The 12399-nt window shown below is 45.1% G+C and carries 10 protein-coding genes; 7 read left to right on the top strand and 3 right to left on the bottom strand.

What is annotated here, in order from left to right; genetic code table 11:
• Positions 1-6: 6 nt before the first annotated feature.
• Positions 7-744 (top strand): hypothetical protein, encoded by a 738-nt coding sequence (locus ABD960_RS16790; RefSeq protein ID WP_345332747.1) that lies wholly within the window; start codon positions 7-9, stop codon positions 742-744.
• Positions 745-761: 17 nt separating this feature from the next.
• On the opposite strand, the gene ABD960_RS16785 is transcribed toward ABD960_RS16790, so the two are convergent.
• The 3 genes from ABD960_RS16785 to ABD960_RS16775 form a co-directional block, all read right to left on the bottom strand.
• A complete protein-coding gene (locus ABD960_RS16785) occupies positions 762-1370 on the bottom strand; it encodes a DinB family protein (protein ID WP_345332745.1) in 609 nt (202 codons plus the stop codon).
• A 98-nt stretch (positions 1371-1468) separates the two neighbouring features.
• On the bottom strand, positions 1469-2383 hold the full coding sequence (locus tag ABD960_RS16780) for a helix-turn-helix domain-containing protein (protein WP_345332742.1): 915 nt from the start codon (positions 2381-2383) through the stop codon (positions 1469-1471).
• A 61-nt stretch (positions 2384-2444) separates the two neighbouring features.
• On the bottom strand, positions 2445-3446 hold the full coding sequence (locus tag ABD960_RS16775) for an aldo/keto reductase (RefSeq protein ID WP_345332739.1): 1002 nt from the start codon (positions 3444-3446) through the stop codon (positions 2445-2447).
• A 185-nt stretch (positions 3447-3631) separates the two neighbouring features.
• Here ABD960_RS16775 and ABD960_RS16770 point away from each other — a divergent pair, with 185 nt between their 5' ends.
• The 6 genes from ABD960_RS16770 to ABD960_RS16745 all read left to right on the top strand — a co-directional run bounded on the left by ABD960_RS16770 (position 3632) and on the right by ABD960_RS16745 (position 12269).
• Positions 3632-4654: a sensor histidine kinase gene (locus ABD960_RS16770; RefSeq protein WP_345332737.1), complete on the top strand. Its 1023-nt coding sequence runs from the start codon at positions 3632-3634 to the stop codon at positions 4652-4654.
• Positions 4651-5412, top strand: a complete 762-nt coding sequence (locus ABD960_RS16765; RefSeq protein ID WP_345332735.1) for a LytR/AlgR family response regulator transcription factor — start codon at positions 4651-4653, stop codon at positions 5410-5412. The genes ABD960_RS16770 and ABD960_RS16765 overlap by 4 nt, the downstream gene beginning before the upstream one ends.
• Positions 5413-5608: 196 nt before the next feature.
• Positions 5609-6946 carry a TolC family protein gene (locus tag ABD960_RS16760; RefSeq protein ID WP_345332732.1) on the top strand — a complete coding sequence of 446 codons (1338 nt, stop codon included), beginning with the start codon at positions 5609-5611 and terminating at the stop codon, positions 6944-6946.
• Between the two features lie 5 nt (positions 6947-6951).
• On the top strand, positions 6952-8010 hold the full coding sequence (locus ABD960_RS16755; RefSeq protein ID WP_345332729.1) for an efflux RND transporter periplasmic adaptor subunit: 1059 nt from the start codon (positions 6952-6954) through the stop codon (positions 8008-8010).
• A 10-nt stretch (positions 8011-8020) separates the two neighbouring features.
• Positions 8021-11146 (top strand): efflux RND transporter permease subunit, encoded by a 3126-nt coding sequence (locus tag ABD960_RS16750; RefSeq protein WP_345332726.1) that lies wholly within the window; start codon positions 8021-8023, stop codon positions 11144-11146.
• A gap of 100 nt (positions 11147-11246) precedes the next feature.
• Complete coding sequence (locus tag ABD960_RS16745) at positions 11247-12269, top strand: DUF6268 family outer membrane beta-barrel protein (protein ID WP_345332723.1); 1023 nt, start codon at positions 11247-11249, stop codon at positions 12267-12269.
• Positions 12270-12399: the final 130 nt, after the last annotated feature.

Here is a 12399-nt window from a genome sequence, read left to right as displayed (position 1 = left end):
ATACCGATGAAGATGATCAGACTTGCTACCGTATGCTTACTGCTTTTAAGTGCTGTTGCCTGCAAACAAAAGGCAGGTAATAACACCGGCATTAACGCTACAGATACGGTTAAAAAAGCAATAATAAAGCCGGATTCGTCACCTAAAGAAAATACAACCCGACAGAAAAAAGATGTCAACGCAAAGTTTTTGACATACAATGATGATGGAGATTACTATTTACTTTTAGCGCAGCATGGCGACAGTACAATATCATTTATAAATGATGATGCAGACCGCAGCCTAAACCGCGGCGACTCCATTAAGATTTTTTGGAAAGATGATACCATCACCATGGCCGGGGATGATGAAATGCCTGTTAGCGCAAAACGGATCACCTCGATCCGGAAAATTGCCGACGGGCCGGTAACCCTATTCAAAAAAAGCTATGGCAGGCAGATGAAATATACCTGGGCGCCTGAAGAAAACTTTTCAGATTATTATCTCGACAAAATTTATAAGCTGGTAGAGTACTATTTGGCTACCACTAAAACAGAGCTGCTGCTTCGCTCCATAAAAGCGAAGGAAGCCATAAATTATTCCCTCGAATCGCAGGAACGCGACGGCCGGCGGTATACCATGATCGGCATAGCTGTACCCGGCACGCACGGCAGCAACATCGTACAATGGCTGTATGTTGATGACGAGACGAGTCAGCTATTTGAATACGATCTGGGCAATGATAAATTGATGCCGGTGAGATAGCGGTTCAAACACCCCCGCTATTTTTTAGGAAATGCCGGGTTCGCCATTACTTCCTTTATTTGTGATGTATGCCTTTTGCTATGCGCGGCTATCAGTAAAATCAGCTGCTGCGCATCGTAAGTGCCTAAAGGCAATGTTGATACGTGGTTGCGCAAATTATCTTCCGAAGCGCTTTGCATAAAGGCGATCAGTTTTTCACGGTTCTCTTTAAACGCAGCGATCGCTTCGGGCACTGTTTTATAAGGCGAGTTGGCCGGCTCAAGCGCGGCGAATGTTTTTGCTTTGTGAGAACGGTCTTCAACGGCTTTAACCAGGGCCGAGTCAGTCGATTTTATATTTGCCCTTAGTGCCGGGTTAGCAGGTGCTTTCAAGGCGCCATCCACCATTGCCCAAAGCTCTTTTTCAGACGCGGCAATATGTTTTATACACTCCTCAATGCTCCATGCGCTGTCGGGCTTAAAGCTTAGTTGCGCCTTACTTAACCCTTTTACGGAATTTAGTACATCCGTTTCAGTTTGTTTGAGATAATTAATCGCGAAAGTTTTGTTTTTTGATGCATTTGGTTGCGCCAGGCATGCAAATGTGCATAACCACAGGAGCGACAGGAAGGTGATGGTGCTTTTCATATACCAAACATACATCATATCAACCGCCGGCGTGCGGTGTTAACAGGACGAGTTAAAGGGTAAATCGCGACAGGCGCGGCAGCGTCAGCAACCTCGGGTCAGTTAAGTGATTGCCGGTAAACAAGCGGCGTTTTATTTGTTTTGCGCCTGAAGAGTTTATTGAATGATTGCGGATAATCAAACCCCAGCATATAAGCTATCTCGGCAACGGTGAGGTTGCTGCTTATAAGCAAAGTTTTTGCCTTTTCAAGCAAATGATCCTGGATATATTGTTGCGCGCTGCGGCCCGAAACGCTTCGGAGCAGGTCGCTTAAGTACTTAGGGGATCGGTTAAGCCGTTCGGCCAGGTAGGCAACGGTAGGTACGCCCTGCGCAACAAGCAGGTTATCATCATTAAAATAGACATTTAACAGGTTCTCTACTTCGCTAACCAAATTGTGATGTGCTGTTTTGCGTGTTTGAAATTGCCGCAGGTAAAAGCGCTGGCTGTAATGCAGCAGCAGTTCCAGTTGCGAAATGAGCACCTCTTGCGTCAGTCCGTCAATAGATGTCTGCAGTTCCTGCCGGATGTTATCGGCTATGCCGTTCATCAGGGTTTCTTCTTTCTCTGAGAGGAAAAGCGCCTCATTAATAGCATAGGAGAAAAAATTGTAACCTTCGATTTTTCGCGCCAGCGGATGTCCCTTCAAAAAATCTGGATGAAAGACCACGCACCAGCCTTCCAGCCGGTGATTTTCGGGTACTGACGCCACTATTTGCCCGGGTGAAAAGAAGGACATCAGCCCTTCATCATAGTCATAATAGCCCTGGCCGTATTTTACCTTACCCTGCACCTTCTTTTTAAGTGAAATGCAATAAACGTTAAGCATTAACGTGCGGTAACGCTTATCAGGGTTATGCTTTACATCTTCCATGCGGAAAACATCAATCAACGGATGTTCAGGCCCCGGCAACGAAAGCACACGGCGATGATCGGTAATGGAATTAACCTCGTATGCTTTATAATGATCCATGAATGGTAAATTTAGTTAATAAACCGCAGGATATGCATAAACATATCCCGCTGTAAAATAATTATCGGTCAATGCCCGCCATTGAGTTGGCATCGTAACGGTCGCCGGTGCTGGTGCCTAATGGTACAATTGATTCCAGTCGGTCAATCTCCCGGGCGCTTAAGACAATATCAGCCGCGGCAATATTTTGTTCGACGTATTTAACACGTTTAGTACCCGGTATAGGCACGTGCCCCTTTGCTAACACCCAGGCAATGGCCAGTTGTGAAGGGGTAACGTTCTTTTCGGCAGCTATGTCGTTAATGGCATTTACCAGCTCCAGGTTTTTATAGAACTGGTCTCCCTGGAAACGCGGAATGTTTCTCCGGAAATCATCTGCCGCGAAATCATCCGGGCTTTTCAGGTCGCCGGTCAGGAAACCCCTGCCCAGCGGAGAGTAGGCGATCAGGCTGATGCCAAGTTCTGCTAACGTATCGGTTATGCCGGCCGCTTCCACGTCGCGTTCAAATAACGAATATTCTGTTTGTACAGCGGTTAACGGATGTACCGCGTGTGCCTTGCGTATAGTGGCTGATGACACTTCGGAAAGGCCAATATACTTTATTTTCCCTTCTTTTACCAGTTCGGCCATGGCTTCAACCGTTTCCTCTATCGGGGTGTTGGGGTCAATCCTGTGCAGGTAATACAGGTCGATATGGTCCGTATTCAAATTTTTAAGCGAGCGTTCGGCTGCTTTTTTAACGTAAGCTTTTGATCCGTTGTAATTCCAGGTAAGTTGCTCGTTATCATCAACCTCGTACCCGAACTTGGTGGCGATTATATATTTATCACGCTGGCCGCTGATGGCTTTGGCGATCAGTCTTTCATTCAATAAGGGCCCGTATAAATCGGCCGTGTCTAAAAAGTTACCGCCCAATTCAAGCGAACGATGTATAGTCGAGATGGCTTCAGCTTCGTTGGCTTTCCCATAAATGTCCCAGCCGTTCAAAGAGGTCATGCCCATACAGCCCAGGCCTATTTGCGGCACCGTTAACCCCTGGCTACCTAAATTAACTGTTTTCATAATTCGTATCTGTTTATGGTACAAAGTTCTGCCATCTTTCATGCATCAATGTGTCCATAAAGCGGATTGTAGTATCCAATCTGGCGGAAAGAATAACTTTTCGATCGCTGTCCATTTCATTACATAATTTGTCCAAAATGAGTATGATAGTGGCCATCAGTTTGTATTTATAATATCTTTACCTAATGTTCAAAAGCTACTTTTTTAAATGGTACTTTATCCTTACCGGAGTATTGACCAGTGCTACCATGCTGGCGTTGCTGCTTCGTAACGAGCGATTGTACGATGTACGGTGGTGGGAATATCTGCTATATGTATGCCAGCTTGGCTTAACGCTTTTGGTTTGCTGGCTTATACAAGGTTATTTTTTGTTGAATGAGCATAAATGGATTAATGCACGGTTTAAGCATGTGGTTGGTATTTTTTTAGCTTCTTTACTTACTGCTATTTTCGCTTACATCTATTACCTGATTTTTCCTTTAAGTAAGCTTAATGATACACAAGTTGGGTATAATTCCGCGTCTGATTTCGCTATCCATTACATCGGGGCTTTTTTGGCCAGCCTGATATCGTACGTGGTATTTTATAGCGTATACACCAACAGCGCGCTGCAAAACACACGTCTGCAAAACGAGATATTGGAGCAGGCTCATCTGCGGGCGCAGCTACTGTCGTTGCAACAGCAGATCAGCCCGCACTTTCTGTTCAACTCGTTAAGTACCTTAAAAACTTTAACGAGTGAAAAACCGACCAAGGACTATATTATACAGCTATCAGCCGTTTACCGTTATGTGCTGAATTATAACCGGCATTATTTAACCCCGCTGAAAGAGGAGTTGGGTTTTATCCGCTCGTACCTTTATATCATGACGACGCGGTACGAGGAGTCGTTACAGGTGAGTATAAACGTTCCGGATGAGTTTTTAGAACTAATGATACCCCCGCTATCTGTACAATTGCTGATCGAGAATGCCATCAAGCATAATTCCGTTTCGGCAGAGCGGCCCCTGCAAATTAATATTCAGGTAAACGATACTCCCGCGCTGGTTATCACCAATAACCTGCAGCTTAAAAAAGTACCTGAAGAGGGCACCGGTACAGGCATCAATAATATACGCGAACGCTACAAACTGCTGATGCAAAAAACCGTTGAGGTTGATAATAACAAAGAGCGATTTAGCGTAACCTTACCGCTGCTGAGATCATGAAAGTAATTATTATTGAAGATGAGATAAAAACAGCCCGTGAGCTGGAACGCATGTTGCAAAATCTGGATGATGCCATACAGATAGGGGCTACACTTACTTCGGTTGCGGCGGCTATTGCCTGGTTAAAAGGGAACCCTGCGCCTGAGCTTATTTTTTCTGACATTCAATTAGGTGATGGTTTAAGCTTCGAGATATTTCGGGAGGTAAAAACCGAGGCGCCTGTAATTTTTTGTACCGCTTTTGATGAATATGCCATCCGAGCTTTCGAGTCAAACAGTATTGACTACCTGTTAAAGCCGGTTGAAGAGGAAACACTGGCCCGCAGCCTCGAAAAATATGCCCGTTTTAAAGAACACCTGATCGCAAGCGCCACTTACACGCAAAACCTGAACCGGGTGCTTAATCAAATGGACCCAGCGTACAAGCAGAACTTGTTAGTACACTACCGCGATCAGATCATCCCCGTAAAAGTTTCGGATATCCATTTTATTTATGCTTCAGGCAGATCGGTACAGATTTATGTTGGTAATGATAAAAGCTACCCCGTGCAATACACCATTGAGCAGCTTGAACTGATGCTTAACCCGGCGCAATTTTTCAGGGCTAACCGGCAATTTATCATCAATCGGAATACGGTACAAAATATTGAGCATTATTTTAACCGGAAGCTTTATGTTGTACCGGAGATTGCACCACCGGAAAAGATCATCATAGGCAAGGTAAAGGCACAATCTTTCCTCAAATGGATTGAGCAATAGCGCGTTGTTGGCGTCCTGCGTTAAAAAAAGAACAAAACTGATTGCGCCCGGCATTGTAGTAGTTCATGGTGTCCATTTCATTTACGTTTTTGTCCATTTCATTCGCCCGTAAGCCGTTCTGTAAAAAAAGGCGATAGTTTTGCAGCAAAATGTTCAGGAATGCCCGCAACAGGCAGGCACTTGTAATTGATGCAGCATGACGAAAAAAAATATTTTACTCGCTTTAATCTGCTTCTTACCGCTTCAATTGCTCGCGCAGCAATTATGGAGTTTAAAAGAATGCCTTGATTATGGTTTAAAAAACAACCGGAGTAATACCGTTTACGAAAATGAAAAGCGGGCCGCCGATGCGCAGGCTAAAGAAGCTTTGGCAGATTACCTCCCCAAGGTAAGTGTTACCGGCACCCTGGATGATAACCTGAAGGTGCAGCAATCCATCATCCCGGCAGGTATATTTGGCCCGGAGCCGCTGCGTGTAGCTTTTACGCAAAAGTATAACACAAACGGGGTAGCACAGCTCGATCAGACCATTTACGATCAGTCGCTGCTTACCGGTTTAAAGGCTAATAAATTTAACCGGCAGCAAGCCGAACTAAACCTGCAGCAAAACCAGGAACTGATCATTTACAACATCAGCAATGCCTACTACCAGATATTTGTGTACCGCGAGCAGTTGCGTTTGCTGCGGGAGAATTTGCAAACGTACCGTAAACAGATGGATATTACCGGCTTGCAAGTGCAAAAAGGCGTCACCCTGAAAAAGGACCTCGACAAGGTAACGGTTAATTATAATAATGCCGTTTCGCAAATAAGGGTTGCCGAGAGCAGCCTTACCTTATCTGAAAATCAGCTGAAGTACAACATGGGATATCCTATTAACGGGCAGCTTTTAATTGATTCTACTAACCGCGCGGATATTACTGTTCCGGCAGATCTGAATACCAACAATCAGCAGTTCGCTGCTACCAACCGTACTGATTACCGCCTCTCAGAAATCAATGCCAAGTTACTGGATATCGATCAGCAGCGCATAAAGGCCGGCGCATTGCCTAAGCTAACCGGTTATGCCCGCTATGGCGCAGTGGGTTTCGGTAGCTCGCTCGGCCCGGCTTTAACTGATTTGAACCCTTATTCGGCTATCGGTATAAAACTCACTATACCGCTGTTTGATTTTTTTAAACGCAACGCGCAGGTGTCGCAGGCAAAATATAAAAGCCTTAACGCTGCCGAAAACCTGAAATTGGATGAAGGCAAATATCAGTTAGAATATGAAAATGCACGCACCAAGCTAATTAAAGCCCAAAGTAACCTGGAAAGCGATAAACGTAACATTGAACTGGCGCAATCGGTGTTTCGTACCACCGACCTGCAATTTCAAAAAGGCGTTACCGACCTCACTGATTGGCTGAACGCGCAGAACTCCATAAAAGAAGCACAAAACAACTACCTCAATTCGCTATACAGCTTTTACCAGGCACGCCTGGATATGGAGAAAGCAGGCGGCACTTTAAAAACCTTTTACAACGGATTATAACCTATATGAAACGTAAATACATCATCGGCCTTATTGTACTTGTTTTGTTAGCGCTGATCGTTTTCAGGCTTGCATCAAACAAAAAGGCACTTAACGAAAAAAATAAACCTGTACAGGATAGCGTAGTGCGCATACCGGTTAAAGTAGCGCAGGCTAAGGAACTATTACAGGCAATAAACCTGGTTAAAACGGGCTCGCTGGCACCTTTTAAGGAAGCGCAGGTACTATCAACCACCAATGGCACTATACAGCAGTTGCGTTTTAACCTGGGCGACCATGTTACCGAAGGGCAGGTGTTGGCGGTGATGGATACCCGTATTGCACAGCTTGACCTGCAAAAAGCGCAAAGCAACGCGGCCAAACTGCGCCGCGACCTGGAAACCTATACCGAACTGTTACAGGGGCAGGCCGCGACCCAGGAAAAGGTGAACGAAATCAATCAGAATTACCTGGACGCGGTGAACCAGGTAAACCAGATAAAAAAGCAAATTGCCGATGCGGCCGTAAAGGCACCCACCAGCGGTACCATTTCTGAAAAACTGGTAGAACAAGGGGTGTACGCTAACACCGGTACGCAGATCGCAACAATCGTTAATCTGTCGCAGGCTAAGGTGCAGATAAATCTTACCGAGGCAGAGGTATACCAGGTAAAGCAGGGCCAAGCGGTTAAGATCAGTACTGACGTTAATCCGGACAATGTATTCATGGGCAAAATCACTTTTATAAGTCCGCAGGCGGATGAAACGCACAACTACCGTGTTGAGGTTACCGCTACAAATAATGAAAACAACCCGCTACGCTCCGGAACATTTGTTACTGCTGATTTTTCAAGAAAAACAACGCAAAACGTACTGTTTATTCCGAGGGATGCCATTACACAAAGCGTAAAGGACGCCTCGGTATATGTAGTTGAAAACAATGTAGCGCATTTGAAACCAGTACGAACCGGTATTGAACAAAATGGTATGATACAGATCATCAGCGGCATCAAGGCCGGTGAAACCGTTGTTACATCCGGACAGATAAATTTAAAAGACGGCTCTCCGGTATCTATCTCAAAATAATACAGTAACCATGTCAATAACAGAAATAGCCGTTAAACGGCCCCTGCTAATCATTGTAATATTTACGGTGCTGTTTATTTTCGGTGCGCGGTCATACTTCAGCCTTAACTATAACCTGCTGCCCAAAATAGAGGTGCCAACGGTATCCGTGAGCACGATCTATCCCGGAGCCGCGGCTGCCGAGGTGGAAACATCGGTAACAAAAAAACTGGAAGACGCCTTTTCATCGGTAGAAGGCCTGGATAAAATTAATTCTACTTCTCAGGAAGGATTTTCGAGCGTGGTTATACAACTAAAGGCAGGTACGGATATAGATGAGGCCGAGCGGAATATACAGCGCAAGGCCGATCAGATACAGAACGAACTGCCTGACAATATTGACAAGCCGATTGTAAACAAAATAAACCTGGAAGATGCCCCCGTTATAAAGGCCGGGGTTACATCTAAGCAATCACCCAAAGAATTGTATGATTTTGTTGACAAGCAACTATTGCCATTGCTGCAAAACGTAGCCGGGGTTGGCCAGGTTAATATCATCGGCGGAGATGAGCGCGAGATACAGGTTAACATCGATCAGGATAAAATGAAGGCCTATGGCCTGGGAATAGCGCAATTAACCAATGCCATTAACAATGCCAACCAGTCGTTTCCTGCGGGCAGTATTGAAACGCAGAACGAACAGCAATCCATTCGTTTTGATGCCAATGTTACTACAACTGAGCAAATACGTAACCTTATTGTTCAGCAACGGCCTGGTGGCGGTAGTGTTTATGTAAGGGATGTTGCCGAGGTGGTAGATGCTACTTCAAAAACAACTGCTATAAACCATATTAATGGCATACCTTCTATTGGTGTACAGATAATCAAGCAAACCGATGCCAACGCCGTAGATGTGAGCGAACTGGTAAAAAAGGAGTTTGCGCAGATTGAGACGCAGTACAAAAACGCGGGATTAAAGTTCACCGTATCGTCAGATCAAAGTGTTTACACCCTTAAATCTGCCGACGCGGTAATGGAAGACCTGGGCCTTGCCGTTGTAATTGTAGGCATTGTAATGCTTGCATTTCTGCACAGTTTCCGCAGTTCCATGTTTGTGCTGGTGGCATTGCCATCGTCCATCATCCCCACCTTTATTGCCATGTACGCCCTGGGCTTTTCGCTTAACCTGATGACGCTGATGGCTATGTCGCTGGTGGTAGGTATTTTAGTTGATGATTCCATTGTGGTGCTCGAAAACATCTACCGTCACCTCGAAATGGGTTCGGATAAAGAAAAAGCCGCGCTTGAGGGACGCTCCGAAATTGGCTTTACCGCTCTGGCCATTACCCTGGTTGACGTTGTAGTGTTCCTGCCCATCTCTTTTGCCGGTGGTATCATCGGTTCGTTGCTGCAGGAGTTCTCGCTGGTGGTAGTTTTTTCAACGCTGATGAGCTTATTCGTGTCATTCACGGTAACACCGATGCTTGCTTCTAAATTTGGTAAAATTGAGGAGCTCAATAAGAACACGCTATGGGGGCGGTTGAATTTAGGTTTCGAACATTTTATTGATGTATTGAAAGAGGACTATGCCAAACTGCTAAAAGTTGTTCTGGTTAAAAAGCGCTGGTTATTGTCGGGAGTGATGGTGTTGATTATCGGATCCATAGCCTTAGTGCCCACTGGTTTTATCGGCGCAGCGTTCATTCCATCTGCCGATCAGGGCGAGCTGCTCATTAACCTTGAACTTGCGCCCTCAGCATCTATCTACCAAACCAATATGGTTACCCAGGAAGCTGAAAAGATGATTATGAAGCAGCCGGAAGTTACCCGGGTTTTCTCAAGCATTGGTTTTGTGAGCGGTAGTGTGGCCGGTACATCAAACAACAGCAACCTGGCCGAAATTACCGTGACCATGGTTGATAAAAAGGAGCGTAAAGTTACTGCCGAGGAGTTTGGCGGTATTTTACAAAAAAAATTAAGTGCGGTTATCCCGGGTGTAAAAGTAACGTCGGCGCCAACATCCATTACCGGCGGGCCTAACCAGGCGCCTATCCAGATTGCTGTAAAAGGTGTTGACCTTAAAAAGGTAAGGCAGGTGGCCGAAGATTATAAAAAAATTGTAGCTACTGTGCCGGGCACCCGCTTTGTTGAGCTTTCTGTTAAAGACCAGAAACCCCAGGTAGAGGTAAATCTGAACCGGGATAAGATGACCTTGTTAGGTATTGATGCCAGCCAGGTAGGCGCGGCTTTGCAAAACGCCTTTTCAGGTAATGATAACGGTAAGTTTAAGGAGAATGGCAATGAGTACGATATTCTGATTAGTTTAGATAAATATGACCGGTCGGACATTAATAATGTGCGCAACCTGGCTTTTACCAATGCTAACGGACAAACATTTGTTTTAAGCCAGTTTGCCGATGTTAAAGAAGGCCTGGGCGAAAGCGCGCTTCAGCGTATTGACAGGTTGGGCTCAATCACCGTAAATTCTTACGTGGCCGGCAGGCCATCGGGCTCGGTTACTGATGACATAAAGAAGAAACTAACGCAGGTAAAACTGCCGGAGGGCGTATCGGTAGAGTTTTTAGGTGATGCCAAGAACCAGGCCGATGCTTTTGGAAGCTTGTTTTTTGCCCTGGGCGTTGCTATTGTACTGGTTTATCTCATCATGGTGGCTTTGTATGAAAATGCCGTTTATCCCTTTGTGGTACTGTTCTCTATACCGGTTGCATTGGTAGGGGCATTGCTGGCGCTGGCGCTTACTATGCAAACGCTTAATATTTTCTCATTAATAGGGGTAATTATGCTGTTGGGTTTGGTTGCTAAAAACGCAATTCTGATAGTAGATTTTACCAACCAGCTTAAAGCCGAAGGCCGCCCGGTTAAAGAGGCCCTGGTTGAGGCAGGTAAAGAAAGGTTACGGCCGATATTAATGACCACCCTGGCCATGATATTGGGTATGCTGCCCATAGCCATAGCCAGCGGATCGGGCGCCGAAATAAAAAACGGCATGGCCTGGGTTATCATCGGCGGCCTTACCAGCTCCATGGTACTCACGCTTTTTGTTGTACCGGCTATGTACCTTATTATCGAGAATCTTTTGCTCCGGTTTAAAAAGAAGAAACCCGATAACGGGCAATTACTTTTAGAAGCCCATTAATTAACAATTTAATATTAACAGCTGACGCATGTGCCTGCGGAAAAAAATAACCGTAGGCCTGCACATGGCTACGCTTTGACCTTTTTTGCCACAACTCACAATGGAAATTCAACGCTTTCTGCTCATCATTTTTGCCTGTCTCATTTTTAAACCGTCACTTGCGCAATCGCCTGAAGAGGCGGTGATGAAACGAAAGATCGACTCGATAAAACTCGCGGCTTTGGCAGACTATGCCACCAAATATCCAATGCTAAGGCAGGGAGCATTCGCGGTTGATATGATAGGCAGCCGGCGCGTAAAGGGCGAACTTAATGGCAGTGATCTGTTTGAAGGAAAGACAAGTGTTACCAGGATACGCTCGAATTTCACTATCCCGCTAGTACAGTTTGGTAAAAACGTAGTTACCGGAACCATTAGCTACCAGCAAATTCATTTTGCAACAAGTGAGGTTAAAAGCTATCAACCTGCTTTTGCCGCTGTTGATCAAAGCCTGAACAAACAGACCGTTGGTTTTACTGTATCGTTTACCCGGCTGGATAGTTTGTTTAATCGTCCGATCAGCTATTCAGGTAGTTTGTCTGGATTGACAAATGAGTTCTCGTCAATTAAAAGGCTTAATTATATCGGTAACGTCATTTACTCGCTTAGCAGAACGCCTACCTCATCATGGGCGGTTGGCCTTGCCGTAGTTGTCGATCCTTCATCGGTTGCGCCGGTTGTGCCTTTTGTAAGTTACTGGCATCATTACAAAAACAGCAACCTCGATTTGTTTATTGATATGCCGAGCCGTATCGCGCTCAGAAAACAACTGTCCAGCAAAAGCTGGGCATCCGTAGGCAGCGAACTTGGTGGTAACCTTTATTTTTTTGACATCAAGCAGGCATCGCTGCCGGAAAATTCCGTTTACTCTACTATTGATTTGCGAACCGGCCTTACATTGGAGTACATGCTGACAAAAAAGATTGTTGTTGGTGTCAGCGGCGGAATGTATACCCTGGCCCGCTCCACCATGTTTGAACATAACGCCAAAACTAGCGATTACTTTTTCAAAACTAATGGCGGAACGGTTCCTTATTTAACCGTAAGTATGTCGCTTTTGCCTTTCATTAAAAGCTGGAAATAAGTATATGTGAGTAGAATGAATTTAGCTTGAGTTTCAAACTGTGTACAGGACTTTGTTCATAGTTGATTACTTTTGCGCTAAGTAATCGCTATATATAACAAGCTAATTTGATGTCTTCATTTGATATTTA

The sequence above is a fragment of the Mucilaginibacter defluvii genome, assembly GCF_039543225.1.
Classification (GTDB): domain Bacteria; phylum Bacteroidota; class Bacteroidia; order Sphingobacteriales; family Sphingobacteriaceae; genus Mucilaginibacter; species Mucilaginibacter defluvii.
This window is presented reverse-complemented; position numbering and strand designations above follow the sequence as displayed.

What these genes read in the sequence shown, in the direction of transcription:
- ABD960_RS16790 (WP_345332747.1), top strand. Translation starts at nt 7, where the DNA reads ATGAAGATGATCAGACTTGCTACCGTATGCTTACTGCTTTTAAGTGCT.
- ABD960_RS16775 (WP_345332739.1), bottom strand. Translation starts at nt 3,446, where the DNA reads ATGAAAACAGTTAATTTAGGTAGCCAGGGGTTAACGGTGCCGCAAATA.
- ABD960_RS16760 (WP_345332732.1), top strand. Translation starts at nt 5,609, where the DNA reads ATGACGAAAAAAAATATTTTACTCGCTTTAATCTGCTTCTTACCGCTT.
- ABD960_RS16785 (WP_345332745.1), bottom strand. Translation starts at nt 1,370, where the DNA reads ATGAAAAGCACCATCACCTTCCTGTCGCTCCTGTGGTTATGCACATTT.
- ABD960_RS16745 (WP_345332723.1), top strand. Translation starts at nt 11,247, where the DNA reads ATGGAAATTCAACGCTTTCTGCTCATCATTTTTGCCTGTCTCATTTTT.
- ABD960_RS16780 (WP_345332742.1), bottom strand. Translation starts at nt 2,383, where the DNA reads ATGGATCATTATAAAGCATACGAGGTTAATTCCATTACCGATCATCGC.
- ABD960_RS16755 (WP_345332729.1), top strand. Translation starts at nt 6,952, where the DNA reads ATGAAACGTAAATACATCATCGGCCTTATTGTACTTGTTTTGTTAGCG.
- ABD960_RS16765 (WP_345332735.1), top strand. Translation starts at nt 4,651, where the DNA reads ATGAAAGTAATTATTATTGAAGATGAGATAAAAACAGCCCGTGAGCTG.
- ABD960_RS16770 (WP_345332737.1), top strand. Translation starts at nt 3,632, where the DNA reads ATGTTCAAAAGCTACTTTTTTAAATGGTACTTTATCCTTACCGGAGTA.
- ABD960_RS16750 (WP_345332726.1), top strand. Translation starts at nt 8,021, where the DNA reads ATGTCAATAACAGAAATAGCCGTTAAACGGCCCCTGCTAATCATTGTA.